Annotated in this window: 14 protein-coding genes; 9 read left to right on the top strand and 5 right to left on the bottom strand. The window is 61.8% G+C overall.

Annotated elements, in window-relative coordinates:
• The first annotated feature begins 44 nt into the window (after positions 1–44).
• The 5 genes from ptsP (at position 45) to ACR0DY_RS16340 (ending at position 7,569) form a co-directional block, all read left to right on the top strand.
• Positions 45–2,288 (top strand): phosphoenolpyruvate--protein phosphotransferase, encoded by a 2,244-nt coding sequence (gene ptsP, locus ACR0DY_RS16360; RefSeq protein ID WP_480546419.1) that lies wholly within the window; start codon positions 45–47, stop codon positions 2,286–2,288.
• A gap of 148 nt (positions 2,289–2,436) precedes the next feature.
• Complete coding sequence (gene zwf / locus ACR0DY_RS16355; protein ID WP_209505650.1) at positions 2,437–3,882, top strand: glucose-6-phosphate dehydrogenase; 1,446 nt, start codon at positions 2,437–2,439, stop codon at positions 3,880–3,882.
• Between the two features lie 2 nt (positions 3,883–3,884).
• A complete protein-coding gene (edd, locus tag ACR0DY_RS16350) occupies positions 3,885–5,690 on the top strand; it encodes a phosphogluconate dehydratase (protein WP_480546417.1) in 1,806 nt (601 codons plus the stop codon).
• A gap of 4 nt (positions 5,691–5,694) precedes the next feature.
• A complete protein-coding gene (locus tag ACR0DY_RS16345) occupies positions 5,695–6,327 on the top strand; it encodes a bifunctional 4-hydroxy-2-oxoglutarate aldolase/2-dehydro-3-deoxy-phosphogluconate aldolase (RefSeq protein WP_209505652.1) in 633 nt (210 codons plus the stop codon).
• A 51-nt stretch (positions 6,328–6,378) separates the two neighbouring features.
• Complete coding sequence (locus ACR0DY_RS16340; RefSeq protein ID WP_480507795.1) at positions 6,379–7,569, top strand: pyridoxal-phosphate-dependent aminotransferase family protein; 1,191 nt, start codon at positions 6,379–6,381, stop codon at positions 7,567–7,569.
• Positions 7,570–7,696: 127 nt separating this feature from the next.
• Here the strand turns inward: ACR0DY_RS16340 and ACR0DY_RS16335 are convergent, their stop codons facing one another.
• Positions 7,697–8,812: a pyridoxal phosphate-dependent aminotransferase gene (locus ACR0DY_RS16335; RefSeq protein WP_480546415.1), complete on the bottom strand. Its 1,116-nt coding sequence runs from the start codon at positions 8,810–8,812 to the stop codon at positions 7,697–7,699.
• Between the two features lie 90 nt (positions 8,813–8,902).
• On the opposite strand from ACR0DY_RS16335, the gene ACR0DY_RS16330 reads away from it, so the two are divergent.
• Positions 8,903–9,973, top strand: a complete 1,071-nt coding sequence (locus tag ACR0DY_RS16330; RefSeq protein ID WP_480546413.1) for an SMP-30/gluconolactonase/LRE family protein — start codon at positions 8,903–8,905, stop codon at positions 9,971–9,973.
• A gap of 66 nt (positions 9,974–10,039) precedes the next feature.
• Entirely contained in the window at positions 10,040–10,822 is a 783-nt protein-coding gene (locus ACR0DY_RS16325; RefSeq protein WP_209505660.1) for a crotonase/enoyl-CoA hydratase family protein, read from the top strand.
• 141 nt (positions 10,823–10,963) lie between these two features.
• Here the strand turns inward: ACR0DY_RS16325 and ACR0DY_RS16320 are convergent, their stop codons facing one another.
• The 3 genes from ACR0DY_RS16320 to ACR0DY_RS16310 form a co-directional block, all read right to left on the bottom strand.
• Positions 10,964–12,127, bottom strand: a complete 1,164-nt coding sequence (locus ACR0DY_RS16320) for a benzoate/H(+) symporter BenE family transporter (protein WP_480488455.1) — start codon at positions 12,125–12,127, stop codon at positions 10,964–10,966.
• Positions 12,128–12,261: 134 nt separating this feature from the next.
• Positions 12,262–15,354: a valine--tRNA ligase gene (locus ACR0DY_RS16315; RefSeq protein WP_480898726.1), complete on the bottom strand. Its 3,093-nt coding sequence runs from the start codon at positions 15,352–15,354 to the stop codon at positions 12,262–12,264.
• A gap of 94 nt (positions 15,355–15,448) precedes the next feature.
• A complete protein-coding gene (locus ACR0DY_RS16310; protein ID WP_480546409.1) occupies positions 15,449–16,348 on the bottom strand; it encodes a phytanoyl-CoA dioxygenase family protein in 900 nt (299 codons plus the stop codon).
• A 164-nt stretch (positions 16,349–16,512) separates the two neighbouring features.
• Here ACR0DY_RS16310 and ACR0DY_RS16305 point away from each other — a divergent pair, with 164 nt between their 5' ends.
• Positions 16,513–18,804, top strand: coding sequence for a xanthine dehydrogenase family protein molybdopterin-binding subunit (locus ACR0DY_RS16305; protein ID WP_480898723.1), 2,292 nt, complete (start codon positions 16,513–16,515; stop codon positions 18,802–18,804).
• Positions 18,782–19,858, top strand: a complete 1,077-nt coding sequence (locus ACR0DY_RS16300) for a DUF2235 domain-containing protein (protein WP_480495125.1) — start codon at positions 18,782–18,784, stop codon at positions 19,856–19,858. Before ACR0DY_RS16305 ends, ACR0DY_RS16300 begins: the two co-directional genes overlap by 23 nt.
• 79 nt (positions 19,859–19,937) lie before the next feature.
• Here ACR0DY_RS16300 and ACR0DY_RS16295 read toward each other — a convergent pair whose 3' ends face one another.
• Positions 19,938–20,453: a GNAT family N-acetyltransferase gene (locus ACR0DY_RS16295; protein WP_480473656.1), complete on the bottom strand. Its 516-nt coding sequence runs from the start codon at positions 20,451–20,453 to the stop codon at positions 19,938–19,940.
• Positions 20,454–20,781: the final 328 nt, after the last annotated feature.

Genomic DNA, 20,781 nt, shown 5'->3' with positions numbered 1-20,781 from the left:
TGATCGGCCAAGGGTTTCGCCTGACACACTGAATTGGTTGGGCCATGGCGGACGGCACGGAAACAGAATCCCGCAAGCTGCTGGGGCGGTTGCGCGAGGCGATGGCCAGCGAAGCCGCTGGACAGGAGCGTCTTGATCAGATCACTCATCTGATCGCCGACAGCATGCGCAGCGAAGTGTGCTCAATCTATCTGTTCCGCGATGATGAGACCCTGGAACTCTGCGCGACCCAGGGACTTGCGCCTGAATCGGTACACCAGACCCGGATGCGCATGGGCGAGGGGCTGGTGGGCAGGGTCGCCAAGACCGGCAAGGTGGTCAACACCCCGGATGCGCCGTCTGAAAAAGGGTTCCGGTATATGCCGGAAACCGGGGAAGAGCGGTTTTCGTCCTTTCTCGGCGTGCCGGTGCAGCGCCTTGGGGAAAAGCTGGGTGTTCTGGTTGTCCAGTCCCGCAAAGCGCGCGAATTTTCCGCCGACGAAATCTATGCGCTGGAAGTGGTGGCCATGGTGCTGGCCGAAATGACCGAACTGGGCGCCTTTGTCGGCGAAGGCGCGGCACTGTCGCCACGGCACCAGCAATCGGTCCTGCTGCGCGGCGGCCCGGCGCAGGAAGGCTCCGCCGAAGGCCATGTCTGGCTGCATGAACCCCGCGTGGTTGTCACCAATCCGATCGCCGAAGACCCGCACCGGGAACGCGAACGTCTGAACGAGGCGGTGGAAGAGCTGCGCGTCGGCGTCGACAAGATGCTCGAGATTTCCCGGGATGGTGACACCGAACAGCTCAAGGTGCTGGAAGCCTACCGGATGTTTGCCAATTCCAAAGGCTGGATGCGCCGGATGGAAGAAGACATTGCTCTGGGGCTCAGTGCCGAGGCCGCGGTCGAGAAAGAACAATCTCAGGCGCGCGCCCGGATGGGGCAGGTGTCCGATCCCTATCTGCGCGAACGGCTGGCGGATCTTGACGACCTCAGCAACCGTTTGCTGCGCATTCTGACCGGGCAGGGAAAAACCGACAGCGCCGATCTGCCACCCGACCCGATTTTGGTCGCACGCAATATCGGCCCCGGCGACCTGTTGGAATACGGTCGGGCGCTGAAGGGGATCATCCTCGAAGAGGGTTCAGTCGGCAGTCACGCCACCATTGTGGCCCGAGCGCTGGCGATCCCTCTGGTGGTCCATGTGGGCCGCATCACGACCGAAGCGCTGAATGGCGACCACGTGCTGGTTGATGGCGATCAGGGCGTTGTTCACCTGCGCCCCGAAGACAGCGTGGTCGGCGCCTTCCGCGACAAGATCGCGATGCAGGCCAAAGCGCAGGAACGCTATGCCTCGATCCGCGAAACGCCCTGTATCACACGCGACGGAACGCGCATCAATCTGGTGATGAACGCAGGCCTTATGGCCGACCTGCCGTCGCTGGGAACATCAGGTGCCGAAGGTGTTGGCCTGTTCCGAACCGAGCTGCAATTCCTGATCCGCAATCAGATGCCCAAACGGTCCGAGCTGGTCACCCAGTATCAGCGGGTTCTGGATGCGGCAGGCGACAAAAGGGTGGTGTTCCGCACACTGGATATCGGGTCGGACAAGGTGCTGCCCTATATGAAACACGTGGCCGAACCCAACCCGGCCCTGGGTTGGCGCGCCATTCGTGTCGGTCTGGACAAACGCGGCGTGATGCGGATGCAGTTGCAGGCCCTTCTGCGCGCTGCCAATGGTCGCCCGCTGACCATCATGTTCCCCTTTGTCGCGCAGGCCGAGGAGTATCGCGAAGCCCGCTGGGAGGTAAACAAAACCATCGAACGCGAAAAGCGACTGGGCCACGTTCTGCCCGAAACGCTTGAAGTCGGCGCGATGCTGGAAACCCCGTCGCTGGCCTTTGCCCCGCAAAAGTTCTTTGACGAGGTCGATTTCATCTCGATCGGCGGGAACGACCTCAAGCAGTTCTTTTTTGCGGCTGACCGCGAAAATGAACTGGTCCGCCGCCGCTATGACACGTTGAATGTCAGTTTCCTGAGCCTGATGGAACGCATTGTCGAACGCTGCGGGCTTTCGGACACCCCGCTCAGCTTCTGTGGCGAGGATGCGGGCCGCCCGGTCGAGGCGCTGTGCCTTGCGGCCATGGGTATTCGCACCCTGTCGATGCGCCCGGCGTCGATTGGTCCGGTCAAAAGCCTGTTGCTGCGGTGTGACCTGATGGAGGTACGCAAAATCATCGCGGACGCACGCCATCGTGGCGAACAATCCGTGCGCCCGGCCGTGATGGAATGGCTGCGCAGTCAGGTATAGCCCGCAAAACCTCGCTTTTTGGGAAACTATGCTTGATTTTTTCGCGCGGGCTTTTTATCACGCAGGCAATGTTAGCGGTAACAGTGTGCCGCAGAGCCGTTTCATGCCGTGCTGAACTGATATCGGCAAACTCGAGAAGGAGCCTGTGATGGTTTCACGCGTAATTCCGGTAGAGCCGTTCGATCTTGTGTTGTTCGGCGCGACCGGGGATCTGGCGCAACGTAAGATCTTGCCGGGCTTGTACCATCGGTTCGAGGTCGGCCAGATGCCCGATGGGGCGCGGATCATCGGCACGGCGCGCTCGGATATCGACAGCGACGGGTTTCGCGATCAGGTCCGTGCATCGATGCAGGAATTCGCACCAAAATTCAAAAAGGACACACTGGACCGGTTTCTGTCCCATGTTGAATACGTGCCGGTAGATGCACTGGGCGATGCCGGATGGTCCGATCTGTCCAAGGTGCTGCGCCCCGACGTGGTGCGGGCCTTTTACCTGTCAGTGGGTCCCAGCCTGTTTTCGGGCATTGCGCAGCGCCTGCATGACGCCGGTCTGGCCACGCCGGACAGCCGCATCGTTGTCGAAAAGCCTTTCGGCCATGATCTGGCCTCGGCCAGGGCGCTGAACGAAGGCTTGCGGGCGTGTTTCAAGGAACACCAGATTTACCGGATCGACCATTATCTGGGCAAGGAAACCGTGCAGAACCTGATGGCGCTGCGCTTTGCGAATTCCCTGTTCGAGCCGCTTTGGAACTCGACCCATGTCGATCATGTGCAGATCACAGTGGCGGAAACCGTCGGGGTCGAAGGGCGCGGGGCCTATTACGATCAATCCGGCGCGATGCGGGACATGATCCAGAACCATCTGGTGCAATTGCTGTGCCTGACCGCGATGGAACCTCCGTCAAAGTTCTCTCCCAATGCGGTGCGTGACGAGAAGGTCAAGGTGATCGAGGCGCTGGAACCGGTCGAACCCAGGGACATCGCCCGTGGCCAGTATCGCACTGGCAAGGGCGGTGACGGATACCTTGATCACGTTGGCAAGCCGGCCAGCCGCACCGAAAGCTTCATTGCACTCAAGGTCCATATCGGCAACTGGCGCTGGGCCGGGGTGCCGTTCTACCTGCGCACAGGCAAACGTCTGCGCGCCCGTGCCTCTGAAATCGCGGTGTTCTTCCGCGACCCACCACACACGATCTTTCCCAATGTCGGCCCGTTGCATGGCAACGTGCTGGTGATCCGTCTGCAACCTGACGAAGGCATCACCCTGCGCACAACGATAAAGGAACCGGGGCAGGGCGGCTTCCGCCTGTCCGATGTCGCTCTGGACATGAGCTTTGCCGACGCGCTGGGTGATGACTCGCAATCCCCGGACGCATATGAACGCCTGATCATGGATGTCATCCGGGGCGATCAGACCCTGTTCATGCGCGGGGACGAGGCCGAGGCCGCCTGGGCCTGGGTCGATCCCATCATTCACGGCTGGGAACAGCGCGGGGACAAACCCGCCAAGTACGATCAGGGCAGTTCAGGCCCCGAAGAAGCACTGATGCTGATGCATCGCGATGGGCGTCGCTGGCGTCAGATCGGAGGGTAATCATGGTTCACTCTGTCATTTCCGACGTCACCAAACGGATCATCGACCGCAGCGCCGATCTGCGTGGTCCCCATATCGACCGGATGGAACAGGCCAGATCCAAAGGTCCCGCCCGTGCGCACCTGTCCTGCAGTGGTCAGGCCCATGCCTATGCGGGTGCGGGTGAAGACCAGCAATCCATGGCCACTGGCACGGCGGGCAATCTGGGCATCGTTACCGCCTATAACGACATGCTGTCCGCCCATCAGCCCTTTGAACGGTACCCCGCCTTGATCCGCGACGCGATCCGCGCCGCCGGAGGCACTGCTCAGGTCGCGGGTGGCGTGCCAGCCATGTGCGACGGTGTCACCCAGGGCGAAGCAGGGATGGAATTGTCGCTGTTTTCACGCGACGTGATCGCTCTGGCAACTGGCGTAGCACTCAGCCACAACACCTATGACGCGGCAGTCTTCCTCGGCGTCTGTGACAAGATTGTCCCCGGTCTGATCATCGGCGCGCAGGCGTTCGGCCATCTGCCTGCCGTGTTCCTGCCCGCAGGGCCAATGACCAGCGGCCTGCCCAATGACGAAAAGGCCAAGGTCCGCCAGAAATTCGCTGCCGGAGAGGTCGGGCGCGACGAACTGATGGCCGCCGAAATGGCGGCCTATCACGGTCCCGGCACCTGCACTTTCTACGGTACCGCCAACACCAACCAGATGCTGATGGAATTCATGGGCCTGCACTTGCCGGGCTCCAGCTTCGTCAATCCCAACACGCCCTTGCGCGACGCGCTGACACAAGAGGGCGCGCGCCGCGCCCTGTCGCTCAGTGCGCTGGGAAACAGCTATACCCCTGTTTATCAGGTGCTCGACGAACGGGCCTTTGTGAACGGTATCGTCGGCCTGATGGCGACCGGAGGCTCGACCAATCTGCTGATCCACCTGATCGCCATGGCGCGCGCCGGGGGCATCGTGCTGGATTGGCAGGATTTTTCCGATATCTCCTCCGTTGTTCCACTGGTCGCGCGGGTCTACCCCAACGGTCTGGCCGACGTGAACCACTTCCACGCCGCAGGCGGGCTTGGGTTCACAATCGGCACGTTGCTCGAAGAAGGTTTGCTGCACCCCGATACTCTGACCGTCGCCGGGCAGGGCCTGCACAATTACACGCGCGAACCCAAGCTGATCAATGGTGAGCTGACCTGGCAAGACGGTACAGGCCACAGCCTGAATGACAAGATCGTCCGCCCCGCCCGCGATCCGTTCCAGCCCACCGGCGGCCTGTCGCGCCTGACCGGCAATCTGGGCACAGCCGTCATGAAGGTCTCGGCCGTCGCGCCAGAACATCAGGTGGTCGAGGCTCCGGTCCGCGTTTTCCACGACCAGGACGCGGTCAAGGCAGCCTTCAAGGCTGGCGAGTTCACCGGTGACGTCATCGTCGTCGTGCGCTTCCAGGGCCCCAAGGCCAACGGGATGCCGGAACTGCACTCGCTGACGCCCATGCTGTCGATCCTGCAGGGCCGGGGGCAGAAAGTGGCGCTGGTCACCGATGGCCGCATGTCTGGCGCATCCGGCAAGGTGCCCGCCGCCATCCATGTCGTCCCCGAGGCGCTCGACCGCGGCCCCATTGCATACCTTCAGGATGGTGACATCCTGCGCGTTGACGCGGTCAGGGGTGATCTGGAAATCCTCACTGAGGGCGTTCTGGACCGCGCGCCCGTCACCGCCGACCTGTCCGCCAATCAACACGGTACAGGGCGCGATCTTTTTGGCGCGTTCCGCCAGAATGTCGGCTCGGCCGACACCGGTGCCAGCATTTTCGGAGTTTAACCTCATGTCCAAATCCCAACGCACCCGTGAAATCTGCGCACTGGCCCCGATCGTTCCGGTTCTGGTCGTCGATGACGTTGCGCAGGCCCGCCCGCTGGCCGAGGCATTGGTCGCCGGCGGTCTGCCAGCGCTCGAGGTCACCTTGCGCACGCCCGCCGCGCTCGACGCGATCCGCGCGATGGCCAAGGTGCCCGGCGGCGTGGTCGGCGCAGGTACGCTGGTCACACCCGAAGATGTCCGCGCCGCCAAAGAGGCGGGCGCGCAGTTCGGCGTCTCTCCGGGCGCAACCGACGCGCTCATCGCGGCGTGTGAGGCCGAGGGCCTGCCGCTGTTGCCCGGCGCGGCCACGGCCAGCGAAGCGATGGCATTGCTGGAAAAAGGCTATGACATGCTGAAATTCTTCCCGGCCGAGGCCTCGGGCGGCGCGCCCGCACTCAAAGCCATCGGCGCACCCCTGCCGCAGATCAGCTTTTGCCCGACAGGCGGGGTGTCGCCGTCCAACGCCCGTGACTACCTGTCCCTGTCCAATGTGGTCTGCGCCGGTGGCAGCTGGGTCGCGCCCAAGCAGATGGTCGAAAGCGGCGACTGGGCCGGGATCGAAACACTTGCGCGCGAGGCATCGAAGCTGGCGGATTGACGCCGCGAAGCCCCTCGGTAATGTGGGCGTCAACTCAGACAGGTTGACCCCATGACACAGACATCTGCCCTCTCCCAGGGGCGAACTTATTTGGCGATCCCGGGCCCGTCGGTGATGCCGGACGCAGTCCTGCAGGCGATGCATCGCCCGTCGCCCAATATCTACGATGGCGCGCTCATCGACATGATGCCCGCGTTGACCCGCGATTTGCGCCGGGTTGCTCGCACAGGCCATGACGTCGCCATCTATATCGCCAACGGTCACGGCACGTGGGAGGCCGCGTTGTCCAACGTGATCGCCCCCGGCGAAACCGTTCTGGCTCCTGCCTCGGGCCGGTTCACCCATGGCTGGGCCGAGATGGCCGAAGGCATCGGGGCAAAGGTGCAACTAATCGATTTTGGCACCTCATCCGCCTGGGATCTCGACCGAATTGCCGACGCATTGCGCGCGGACAAAAGCTACCAGATCAAGGCCGTTCTCGCGGTTCATGTGGACACATCAAGCTCGATCCGCAACGATATCCCGGCACTGCGCAAACTGCTCGACGATCTGGACCACCCGGCGCTGTTGATGGCCGATTGCATCGCCTCGCTGGGATGCGACCGGTTCGAGATGGATGAATGGGGCGTCGATGTCACGGTCACCGCCTGCCAGAAAGGCCTGATGACCCCCGCAGGCACAGGCTTTGTCTTTTTCAACGACAAAGCACAGGCCAAGCGGGCCGCCATGCCGCGTGTGTCGCGATACTGGGACTGGCAGCCGCGCGCCAATCCCGACCTGTTCTACCAGTATTTCGACGGTACCGCGCCGACACATCACCTTTATGGTCTGCGCGCCGCGCTCGACCTGATCCATGCGGAAGGGATCGAACAGGTCTGGGCCCGCCATGAGCGTCTGGCTACTGCCATCTGGGCGGCCTGCGAAACATGGTCCGAAGGCGGCGCGCTGCATCTGAACGTTGCCGACAGCGACCACCGCAGCCATGCCGTTACAGCCCTGCGCCTGACCGCAGGGCGCGGCACGGCCCTGCGCGCGTTCACCGAACATCAACTGGGCCTGACACTGGGCATTGGCCTTGGGATGGAGGATTACGACAGCTGTTTCCGCCTCGGGCATATGGGCCATGTCAACGGGCAAATGGTGATGGCGATGCTGGGCGGTATGGAAACGGCCATGGCCGCGCTTGATATCCCCCGTGGCAAAGGCGCGCTCGAGGCCGCCGCCGCCGTCCTGGCCGCCTGATACACGTCAGACGAACAGCACTGATCCGCCCCTTCATCTGGCCAAAAATATCCTCGGGGGGAATCGCGCATTGCGCGATGGGGGGCAGACAGCCCCCCCTTTGCCCCGATGGCAAGACAGACCAGTGCTAGGCAGTATGTGACCGCACCTCCACTAGCGCCTTGGGCAAGGCGGCCGCAAAAGCATCCAGATCTGCTGTTTCACCACAGCTTACCCGGATGCACCTGTTCTGGGGCGCTGCAAACGGCATCCGAACAAACAGACCCCGCGCAACCAAAGCCTCCAGTACCGCTCTGGCGAACTCGCCATCCCGCCCGCAATCAATCGTCACGAAATTGGTGGCCGAGGGCAGGGGCTCCAACCCGTTCTCGCGGGCAATCGTTCCTATCCGCTCACGCGCCTCTGCGATCTGTGCCTGAATGTGCTCCAGCCACGCACCATCCTGCAACGCGGCCAGCGCCCCGGCCTGCGCCGCGCGGTTCATGCCGAAATGGTTGCGCACCTTGTTGAAGGCTGCAATCAGGTCGGGCGCTCCAATGGCATAGCCAACCCGTGCGCCCGCCATGCCATAGACCTTGGAAAATGTCCGCATTCGGATCACGCGAGGGTCGTCTGCGCTGACGGGTGCCGCTGTCCCCTCTGGCGCGCATTCCACATAAGCCTCATCCAGAATCAGCAGGCAACCCTCGGGCAGGGCATCCATCGCCGCCACGATATCCGCGCCGGAATGCCAGCTGCCCATCGGATTGTCCGGATTGGCCAGATAGACCAGTTTTGCCCCCACCTCGGCCGCCTTCGCAAACAGGGCCGCCGAGTCCTCGTGATCCCCGGCATAGGGAACCTTGTGCAGAACGCCACCGAACCCGGCCACATGATAATTGAACGTCGGATACGCCCCGTCCGAGGTTACAACCGCATCCCCGGGCCCTACAATCAGACGCACAAGATAACCCAGAAGCCCGTCAATCCCTTCGCCTACGACGATATTTTCGGGGGTTACCCCATGATACTCGGCCAAAGCATGGCGCAGATCGTGATTCTCGGGATCGCCATACATCCAGATATCAGACGCGGCCTGCTCCATGGCCCGGATCGCGCGGGGCGAGGGGCCAAACACGCTCTCATTGGCCCCAAGACGGGCAATGAACGCCGCGCCGCGCTGACGCTCTTGCGTTTCGGGGCCCACAAAGGGCACGGTGGCGGGCAGGGATTGGGCAAGCGGGGTGTATCGAGGTCCTGTCATGCCTGCAGATAACCCCAAGCCCGAGCTTCGGGCAAGCGCGCACCTCATCCCGCGCGTCAGAACGTATTGAAACAAAAGTAAGGAGCGCAGATGCGCATACTGTCTGCCATTGTTCTTCTGGGCCTTGCCTATCTTCTGTTCTGGCCCGTTCCCGTTATCCCCGTCGCCGTTGAGATACCGGAAGATGCCGGTTTCACAGGAGATTTCGCAGAAAACACCGCGCTGGACGCCGCGCAGCTGATCCGCCTGCCGGATGGGGAAACCGGCCCCGAAGATATCGCCATCCTGCCCGACGGCGCGGTCTATACGACCAGCCGGTCTGGCACGCTCTATCGGATTGACGGGGCCGACCCTGTTGTGGTCGACCAGCTTGGCGGGCGTCCTCTGGGCCTCAGGGCCGGGCCGGATGGCGCGCTATATATTGCCGACAGCTTTCGCGGGGTGATGCGCTGGACCGGGTCGGGCACGCTTGAATCCGTGGTGGCAGATATCGACGGTGCACCCGTGGTCTATGCAAACCAACTGGACGTGGCACAGGACGGCACGATCTATTTTTCGAACTCCTCTGACCGGTTCGATCCCGAAACCATGGGCGGGACCAAGCCGACCTCGGTCCTGACCATCTGGGAACAGTCCGATACAGGCTATGTCGCGCGTCACAACCCCGATGGCCGCACCGAAAAGATTGCCACTGGATTCGTCTATACCAATGGCATTGCGCTCTCACCTGACGCAGATTTCCTGCTGATCGCCGAAACCGGCCGCGCACGGGTGCACAAGCTGTGGCTCAGCGGGCCGAAAGCCGGTCAGCAAGAGGTCTTGCTGGACAACCTGCCGGGCTATCCCGACAATCTCGAAGCACAGGGCGATGGCACCTACTGGATGGCCTTTGCCAGCCCGCGTGTTCCGTCCGAGGTGCTGATGCCGTACCCCTTCCTGCGCAAGGTGATCTGGCGACTGGGTCCCACCGTGCGCCCGGCGCCGATCCACCGGGGTATGCTGGTGCAGTTCGATGGTGAAGGCACGATCCTGCGCACGCTACAGGATCCGCAGGGCCGTATTGGTATCACGACAGGGGGCCGGATCGTGGGCGATCAGTTTTATGTCATGACGCTTGATTCCCCCTGGTTCGGGCGGATGCCTGTCAGCGATATGCCCTGACGTCGCAGTGGAATTCGGCGTCCCGTCCGGGCATGGTCGCCGCAACTGAATTTCGGGAGGTCCCCCATGTCACGTGTATCCGTCACCTATCAAGACCATGTTGCCCATGTCACCCTGACCAGAGGTGACAAGATGAATGCGCTGGATGACGCGATGGTCAAGGCATTGCTCTCTGCCGGGCAAGAGGTCGCCGCCTCGGACGCCCGCGCCGTGGTTTTGTCGGGCGAGGGGAAAAGCTTCTGCGCTGGGCTCGACATGGCGAGCTTTGCAAAGATGGCCCATATGGATCCCACCGAATGGCTGATGACCCGCAGCCATGAGGATGCCAACGAGATGCAGGAGCTGGCCCTGATCTGGCGTCGCGTACCGGTGCCGGTGATCTGCGCCATTCAGGGCGTCGCCTATGGTGGTGGCCTGCAAATTGCGCTGGGCGCGGATATCCGTATCGCGCACCCTGAGGCGAAACTGGCGGTGATGGAGATGAAATGGGGTATCATCCCCGATATGGGTGGCATGGTTCTGTTGCCCCGGCTTGTGCGTTCGGACGTTCTGCGTCTGCTGACCTACACGGCCCGGCCCATCGGTGCGCAGCAGGCGATGGATTGGGGGCTGGTCACGCAGCTTTCAGATGATCCGCTGACCGAAGCTCTGGCCATTGCCGAGAACATCGCCGGTCAAAGCCCCTCGGCCATCCGTGCCGCCAAGCGGCTGATCGAAGTGGCCGAAACCCAGCCCCGCGCGGATGTTCTCAAGGCGGAATCCGCCGAGCAGGTTGAGCTGATCGGCAAGCCGCATCAGATGGAGGTCGTGATGGCGCAGATGCAGGGCCGCAAGCCCGAGTTCAAATGATCAGCGGATGAAAGCCCGCCGTGCATCGCGGGCCATGTTGTAACGCATTTCAAAATCGGCGTTTTTCGCCATCACAACCTTGCGTTCTGCCGAACCAACCAAGGGGCGATTAATCCCGGCAAGGGCAGGATGCGAAAGCGGCTACCGGATTCTGTTGCTCACCAGATAGGCCAGCCCGCCGACCAGCAGGCCCCAGACCGCCGCGCCCAGCCCAAAGACCGAGATGCCCGATGCGGTGATCGCAAAGGTCAGCATCGCGGCCTCACGCTCGGCCGGAACCTCAAGTGCTGCGAAAATCGAATTGGCCAGCACGCCGATCAGGGCGACACCGGTCAGTGTCCCCATCAACAGCGGATCGGCATGGGATGCAAAGCCGGTAATCGCCACGGCAAAGATACCGAATACACCATAGAACACCCCACCCATGATGGCCGACCAGTACCGTTGCGCGGGATCGGGGTGGCTGTCTTCGTTGGAACACATCGCAGCGGTGATCGCAGCAAGGCAGGTGGCAGGTGCACCAAACGGAGCCGATAACAGGCTCGCCCCACCCACGGATGAAAACAGCCTGCCCGGAGCCGGGGTATAGCCAAAGCTGCGCATCACCGCGATGCCGGGAATGTTCTGGGTCGCCATCGTGACGATGAACAGCGGGATGGCGATTCCGATGGTCGAGGCCAGCGAGAAACCGGGCATGGTCCAGACCGGTGCCGCCAGCCATCGCGCCGGGGTCACCGAGGTGTCGCCTGCGTTCAGTACCACAACCAGCGCGGCGGCGGCAACGGCCGCCGGAACGGCGAACAGCCGGTTGATCCGGCCTGCGATGAACCATGTCAGGATCACCGGCAGGGCTTGCGCGGGCAATTCGACTGCGGCCTGAAAGGGCAGAATGCAAAGCGGCAGCAGAACGCCCCCCAGCATGGCCTGTGCCAAAGTCGTTGGAATGGCGGCCGCCAGCCGCCCCAATGGCCGCCAGAGCCCGGCCAGCACCGTCAGCGCCCCTGCACACAGGAACGCGCCCGTTGCCTCGGAAAACCCCAGCGCCGGAGTCGCGGACACCGCCAGCAGCGCCGCCCCCGGTGTCGACCAGGCGACGCTGATCGGTTGCCGGTACCACAGGCTCAGCACAATGGCGGTCAGTCCCATTGCGATGGCCGCCATCATCAGACCCGAGGCCGCCTGCGCCGGAGACGCCCCCATCGCGGCCAGCCCCTGCAACACGATAGGAAAGGAACTGAAGAACCCGACAATGGCGACAACCAGCCCGGTCGAGACTGTCTGGAGCGGTGGGGCAAACTGGGTCATGACAGCCTCGGGCGGTTGGGGTTGGTGATTGCTAACAAGCGGCGGCAGGGGCGGGCAAGGTCTGAACGCGCAAAAGAAAACCCCGCCGGATCAGCGGCGGGGTTTGGGGTATGAGTATTTTGAAAAGGTGAAGATCAGGCGATCTCGGCCAGACGGGCCAGCGCCTCGTTCAGCTTGGCTTCTTCTTCCTCGCGGGCGGCGAGGTTGGCTTTGGCTTCCTCGACCACCTCGTCCGGGGCCGAGGCCACGAATTTGGGGTTGTTCAGACGCCCGCGCAAGCCACCCAGTTCCTTGGCCAGCTTGCCCTTGGCTTTCTCCAGCCGCTCCTTTTCCGCGCCGATGTCGATGATATCCGCCAACGGCAGGCCGAAGCTCGCACCGGGGGCCGCGATGGAGATCGTGCCTTTGGGCAGCTCATCGGCCTTGGTCAGGCTGTCGATCCGGGCCAGACGCTTGATCAGCGCCTCGTTGCGGTCCCACGCGGCTTGGCCGTTGGCGTCGATCTCGGTCACCAGCATCGGCACGTAGAGACCGGCAGGTACCCGCATCTGCGCACGGGCCGAGCGGGTGTTCTCGATTACCGAGATCACCCAGTTCATCTCACGATCCGCATCGGCGTCGACCAGTTCCGTGCCGTAGGTCGGCCAGTCGGCGTGGACGACCAATTTGGCGCGATTGCCGGTCAGGCCCCACAGCTCTTCGGTGATGAAGGGCATGATCGGGTGCAGCAGGACCATGCACTGATCCAGAACCCAGCGCATGGTGGCGCGGGTCTCGGCCTGTGCTTCGGCGTCGTCGCCTTGTAGCAAGGGTTTCGACAGTTCCACATACCAGTCGCAGACCTTGCCCCAGACAAAGGCATAAAGCCCGTTTGCCGCATCGTTGAAGCGATAGCTTTCCAGCGCCGCGTCGACCTCGGCCCGCACGCGGGCGGTTTCGCCGATGATCCAACGGTTGACGGCGGCTTTTGGCTTCAACTCGCTAACGTCCAGTTGCGGCACGGCGTCGGTAAAGACCTCGTTCATCTCGGCAAAGCGGACGGCATTCCAAAGCTTGGTGCCGAAGTTGCGATAGCCGGTGATGCGTTCACGCGACAGTTTCAGCACGCCGCCAATCGCCGCCATCGAGGCGTTGGTGAACCGCAGCGCGTCGGCACCGAACTCGTCCACGATCTCCAGCGGGTCAATGACGTTGCCGGTGGTCTTGGACATCTTCTTGCCCTTCTCGTCGCGGACGAGCGAGTGCAGGTAGACGGTGTGGAACGGAACCTCGTTCACCACGGCCAGCTGCATCATCATCATCCGGGCGACCCAGAAGAACAGGATATCCGCGCCGGTGATCAATACGCTGGTCGGGAAATAGCGGCGCATCTCGTCGGTATCCTCGGGCCAGCCCAGCGTGCCGATGGGCCAGAGGCCGGAGGAGAACCAGGTATCGAGGACGTCGGGGTCGCGGTAGAGGCCGATTTTGCCCTCGCGAATGAACGAGATAGCCTCTTCCTTAGTAGAGACCTCGGCGATTTCCATGCCTTCGTAGTAGCCCTCAACGTCCGCCCGAATTGCATCAAAAGACGGGCCGCAGAATACCGCAAACTCCCCTTTGTTGTGGCTTTCCATACGGGCGATGCGATCAGGGTTCGGTTCCAGCCCCGAGCACTTCTGCTGAGGCCCATACCAAACCGGAATCTGATGCCCCCACCACAGCTGGCGCGAGATGCACCAGGGCTCGATGTTTTCCAGCCAGTGGTAATAGGTTTTCTCGCCCGATTCAGGGATGATCTTGACCGTGCCATCCTTGACCGCGTCCAGCGCAGGGCCGACGACCTTTTCGGCGTCGACGAACCACTGGTCGGTGAACATCGGCTCGATGACGACTTTCGAGCGGTCGCCAAAGGGTTGCATGATCGGTTTGCTCTCGACCAGTGGGACAAGTGCCGGGCTGAAGTCCTGCTCACCGTCTTCGTCCTCTGTAGGCCGGGCCTCAGTCCGGCTCGATCCCAGACGCGGATCGTCCGCTGGACACATAACAGCCAGACCTTCGCGGGTGATCTCTTCGACCACCTTGGCGCGCGCCTCGAACCGGTCCAATCCGCGCAGGTGATCCGGGATCAGGTTGATTGCGTCGATCTCATTCTCGGTGAACGTTTTGCCGCGCGCATATTCCTGCGCCTTGCCCGCCTCTTCGGCGTAAGGCGCGCCATCAGCCCGCATCGCGCCCTTGGTGTCCATCAGGCGGTACATCGGAATGCCGCCGCGCCTGGCGACCATATTGTCGTTGAAGTCATGCGCGCCGGTGATCTTCACCGCGCCCGAGCCGAAGTCGGGATCGGGATACTCATCGGTGATGATCGGAATCTGGCGGCGATGCTCTTTCGGTCCAACCGGGATTTCGCACAGTTTGCCGACGATCGGCGCGTAGCGCTCATCCGACGGATGCACGGCCACAGCACCGTCGCCCAGCATGGTTTCGGGCCGCGTGGTTGCAATGGAAATATAATCCCGCTCTTCGCGAAGGATTACATTCCCATCTTCATCTTTTTCCAAATACTCATATGTCTCGCCGCCCGCCAAAGGGTACTTGAAGTGCCACATGTGGCCCGGCGTTTCAATATTCTCGACCTCAAGGTCCGAAATCGCCGTTTCGAAATGTGGGTCCCAGTTGACCAGTCGCTTGCCGCGATAGATCAGGCCCTTTTCGTACATGTCGACGAAGACCTTGATAACGGCATCATGGAAGTTGGGTGAGTTTTCGTGCCCGGTGCGTGGGTCACCTGGTGCGCCCGCCATGGTAAAGGCATTGCGCGACCAGTCGCAGCTGGCGCCCAGGCGCTTGAGTTGTTCAATGATCGTGCCGCCGTATTCGCCCTTCCACTCCCAGACTTTCGCAAGGAATTTCTCGCGTCCCAATTCGCGCCGACCTTCGTTGCCCTGCGCCGCCAGCATCTTTTCCACCTGCATCTGGGTGGCAATGCCCGCGTGGTCCTGCCCCGGCTGCCACAGCGTGTCAAAGCCCCGCATCCGGTGCCAGCGGATCAGGATATCCTGCAACGTGTTGTTGAACGCATGACCCACATGCAGCGCGCCCGTCACGTTGGGCGGCGGGATCATGATGGTAAAGCTTTCCTCGCGCGAACGGTTCGCGCCTGCCTTGAAGGCTCCGGCCTGTTCCCAGGCCTCATAGATACGGGCCTCGGCCTCGGCCGCGTTGAATGTCTTTTCCATCGCCATGGGATGCGTCCTGCGTCAACAAATTCGGGTCAGCGCCTGCAATAGCGAATGGAGACGGGAAGGGGAAGGCCCTGTGCGGCGACGATTGCCGAAGTCACCCCGTGCCGGTCGCCTCGTTTCCGTACAGGTGCGTGCTTTGCGCCGCGCCTTGTGTCATCGCCTTGGCCTGATCCTCCCGGATGCGGGCGTGAAGCGCCAAGGCTGGTGCCGAAAACAACTCGGTCGGCGGTTCGATGAGGATGAAATTGCCCACACGGTCTTCGCCCCGCGCCAAGACCGCGTAATCGCGGTCCGCCACTTTTTGCTGTGCGTTCGGGTTCAGATACCGGATCGCCAGCCCGATCCGCCGATCGTCCGACGTATTGGGCCCCGAGCCATGGATTGTTAGGCCATGGTGCAGCGACATCTGACCCGGCTGCAGTTCAATATGTGTCTTTTCCTCGTCTGCCACATCGACAGCCACCTCCTGCCCGCGCGACAGCAGGTTGTTGTCTGAAAACGTATCGTTATGGGGCAGGATCGGGTTTTTGTGGCTGCCTCTGACAAAGTCCATGCAGCCGCTTGCTACCGTGGCAGGCGACAATGCGATCCACGCGGTCATCTGATCCGGTGTTTCGCCCATCCCCCAATAGGTCAGGTCCTGATGCATTCCAACAACCTGCGTCGTGCGTGGCTCTTTGATGAACAGTTCCGCAGACCACAGCAGCAAGTCCGGTCCCAGTATTCCTTCGACGACGTCCAGAACCCTGGGATCCAATGCGATACGGGCGACCAGCGGTATCACCACATGGGCGTTCAGGCGCTTGTACATGTTCAGCGGCAGCGGAAGGTCGGCCACGCGCCAGGTCTCCTCGATCTGCTCCAGCTCGGCCCGGAACTGTGCGGTCTCATCCGGTGAGAAGACTGTAATGGGAAAGGCAAACCCGTCTTGCCAATACGCGTCGACCGATGGGGCGTCCAGACGGCCCTGTGACAGGGAAATAGGTTCGGGCATGGGGGACCTCCGGCAGGCTGTATCTTCAAACAGCCTACGAATCCCGCTGCGGCCCCCGCAATCCTGTTTACGACATCGGTGTCGCCACACGCTTTCAAGCAAGGCGCTGGACATAAGCAAGCACAGGGCTAGTGTCGCCATCAAGGCAGCGACAGGAGCATCCCATGGAAAAATTCGGCAAAAGCCAGCCCGTCAAACGGACCGAAGATCAGCGGTTCCTGACCGGGCAGGGGCGCTATATGGACGATGCCGTGCCCGGCAATGCGCTGTTTGCCGCTTTCTTCCGCAGCCCAGTGGCCCATGGCGATATCACTGCGCTGGATCTTGAGGCCGCGCGGAGCGCCGACGGGGTGCGGCTGGTCATGACATTGGACGATCTTGCCGCCTCGGGCATCGACACGGTGATGAATGCAGCAACCTTGACCAACCGCGACGGGACCGGCTCTGCCGCGCCGGATCGGCATATGCTGGCCAAGGACCGTGTGCGCTTTGTGGGCGAACCCGTGGCCGTTGTCATCGCGGATACGCTGGTACAGGCGCAGGACGCGGTCGAACTGATCTGGATGGATATCCGGGAACGCCCCGCCAAGCTGGACGTGAAAGCGGGGGGTGAGGCCCTGCACCCGCAAGCGCCCGACAATCGCGCGTTTGATTGGGGTCTGGGGGATGAGGCCGCGACCAAGGCCGCCTTTCAGGCCGCCGCCCACACCGTGTCGCTGAACGTGCAAGACAACCGCGTCATCATCAGCTCGCTCGAGCCACGGGGCTGTCAGGCCGATTGGTCTGGCGGGCGTCTGCACTTTTCCTATGGCGGGCAGGGTGTCTGGGCGATGAAGGCACAACTGGCGCAAAAGCTGAAACTCGATGCGGATGCAATCCGTGTCACCACCCCGGATGTGGGGGGCGGGTTCGGCATGAAGGTGATGCCATATCCCGAATATTTCTGCGTGGCCGTGGCCGCGATGAAACTAGGCCAGCCCGTGCACTGGATGTCCGACCGGTCCGAGGCAATGCTCTCCGATCACCACGGCCGCGACCTGACCTCTCTGGCCGAGCTGGCCTTTGATGCCGACCACCGGATCACCGCCTACCGCGTCCACAGCAAAGTCAACCTTGGTGCCTATAACAGCCATTTCGCGCAGGCGATCCAGACAAGCCTGTTCAGCAAGGTGCTGATGGGGGTCTATGACGTTCAGACCACCTATCTCCGGGTCGAGGGGTTCTATACCACGACAACGCAGGTTGACGCCTATCGCGGCGCCGGACGCCCCGAGGCGATCTATGTGCTGGAACGCGTGATGGACCGCGCCGCACGCGAACTGGGCGTTGACCCGTGGGAGTTGCGTCGCAAAAACTTCATCAGATCCGGCGATTTCCCCTACACCTCTGCCACGGGTGAAACCTATGATGTCGGCGATTTCGACATGGTCCTGCGTCGCGCGGCCAGCCAGACCAGCGGGTTCGAAGCCCGCAAGGCCGCCGATGCCGAACGCGGTCTGATCCGGGGGCAGGGTCTTTGTTACTATATCGAAAGTATTTTGGGGGACCCTTCCGAGAACTCGAAGGTCGAGTTTTGCGCGGATGGCACGGTGAACCTTTATGTCGGCACACAATCGAACGGGCAGGGGCACGAGACGGTTTATGCCCAGTTCCTGTCCGATCAGACCGGCGTTCCGATGGACAGGATCACCGTCATTCAGGGGGATACCGACCGGCTTGGCCATGGCGGCGGAACGGGCGGCTCGCGCTCGGTGACGGTGCAAAGTACCGCGACCCTCGCCACCATTGACAAAATGATCGCCGCATTCACGCCTTATCTGGCCGATAAGATGGGGGTCGAGGACAGTGATGTGCGATTTGACCATGAAACATTCCGCGCGCCGGGCTCGAACCTGACGCCGACCCTGACCGAAGCCGCGGCCATGGCCCGCGCTGACGGACGATTGGACTTGCTGACGCATGAGTCCCGCGCGCAACTGGATTCCCGCAGCTATCCCAACGGCGCGCATGTTGCCGAGGTTGTGATCGATTCCTTCACCGGCGAAACCCGTGTGGACCGCTACACCGTGGTTGATGATTTCGGAAATCTTATCAACCCGATGCTGGCCGAAGGGCAGGTGCATGGCGGGGTGGTTCAGGGCATCGGGCAAGCGCTGTCGGAACATGTGGTGCATGATGATCACGGACAGCTGCTCACGGCATCGTTTATGGATTACGCCTTGCCCCGCGCGGTGGACGTACCCATGATAAAGTTTACCTCGGCGCCGGTGCCGTCAACTTCCAACCCGATGGGGATGAAAGGATGCGGCGAGGCCGGCACGGTGGGCGCTCTGGCCGCTGTGGCGAACGCGGTTCAGGATGCGCTCTGGGATCACGGGGTGCGGCAGGCGGATATGCCTTTCACACCTCATAAAGTTTGGGAATTGCTGACGCATGGAACTGTCGCGGCTGAGTAGGAAGGTTCTGGGATGGCTCGGGCGGCCCTTACGGTCCGAGCACTCCGCCGAAACGCGGCACCGCGAGCCGATCAGCCACGTCATTATTTTAGATGGCACCATGTCCACCCTCGAACCGGGGTTCGAGACCCATGCCGGTCAGACCTATCGCCTGTGCTGCGAAATGGGCAGCAAGGTGTCGGTGTTCTACGAGGCGGGCGTGCAGTGGGAAAGCTGGAAATCCACCATGGACGTGATGATGGGCCGGGGCATCAACCGCCAGATTCGCCGCGCCTATGGCTATCTGGCGTCGCGCTACAAGCCCGGTGACCGGATTTATTTCATCGGTTATTCCCGTGGCGCCTACGGCGTGCGCAGCCTGGCCGGGGTGATCGACATGATCGGCCTGCTCAAGGCCGAACACGCGACCGAGCGGAACATCCTGCAAGCCTACCGCCATTATGAATGCAATGTCAGCGGCACCGCCGCCCGCGATTTCCGCCGCAAGTTCTGCCATGACAATGTCAAGATCGAGATGGTCGGAGTCTGGGATACGGTCAAGGCGCTGGGCCTGCGCCTGCCGCTGCTGTGGCGCTGGGCCGAGGATCGCCATGCCTTTCACAACCACCAGCTGGGCCCGGCCACTCTGCATGGCTATCACGCGCTGGCCCTCGACGAAACGCGCGAGGTGTTCGAGCCGGTTCTGTGGCGATGCAAGCCCGATTTCAAAGGTCATGTGGAACAGGTCTGGTTCCGTGGCACCCACGGCGATATCGGCGGCCAGCTGAACGGCTATGAAGAGGCCCGGCCGCTCAGCAATATCTCGTTGATCTGGATGCTGGACAAGGCCGAGATGCACGGGCTGCCGATGCCCGAAGGCTGGCGCACCCGTTTCCCGACGGATGCCCATGCGCAATCGGTTGGAACCTGGCGCGGCTGGGGCAAGATCTTTCTGCTGCGCAAACACCGCAAGGTCGGGCGGGATCAGTCAGAACGCCTGCATGTCTCGGTCGTGCCGGATGAATTGCCGGGCTGGGTGGCGATGCCGAACCTGCCGACACATCCCGCGCAGTGAAAGGCTACCATGTGCCACTGACACCAAGATCACCGGCACTTCAATGTCAGGTTCGAGCCCGAAGCGGGCAGAGCAGAACTTAATAAAAGTCGAATTGCATATAATCAAAGTAGTCAGTTAGCTCGATGGGATCGGAACACTCCGGGTATCTTTCGATGAATCTAAAGCCGATGCGCTCATAGATGCGGAGCATATCTTGATTGCCTTTTACAGTATTCACCAAAAGGGTGCGCCAACCCATCTCCCGAGCGGCCTCCATCCGTGCATCGACCAAAGCTCGGCCAAGGCGGTTTCCACTTGCTTCCGGTCGAACAAAAAGACGCTTTAGCTCTCCGGCATCTGGTCGGGCCTGTTGCAGCGTACCACACCCCACAAGGCGGTTTTGTTCACCATATGCCAGAACGAGGCGGCCGGTTGGCGGCAAGAACGTCTGAATATTTGCCAGAACGGATGATGCCATATCTTTTGGTTCTTTTCTCGCAGACCCGCCTGCCAAGGCCAGTTTATGAAAGACGACGGCGTAATACTCGGTCAGAAGTTCTTCGAATGCGGGTTTGTCGTCTACTTCGGTAACCGAAGCTATCCGATATTCCATACCGACCTCTTTTCATGCCCAATAAAGATCGGCAGCTTACTCCGCTTTTCCGCGCCGACATAGTAAAATCATCGAGGGCATCAGCCAACGGCACAGCCTGGAAAGGAATGATGCGTCTAGTGTCGGCGATGCCAGCTTCGTCCGCAAAGCTGACAACCACCGAGACGATTGGCGCCGCCACGCAGCGAACGGCAGCATCGTCCGCAAAGTTGACGCTCCGAACTAAAACACCCTCGCAGCATTCAGCGAGGGTGTTTTCTTTGTAAGAGCCCGTTACGCCTTGCGTCGTTCTTGACTATACAACGCCTCCGGTAAAGGGCGTGGCGAA

This window comes from Ruegeria sp. O6, assembly GCF_056535045.1.
The sequence above is the reverse complement of the archived record's forward strand: the minus strand, read 5'-3'. Positions and strand labels throughout refer to the sequence as shown.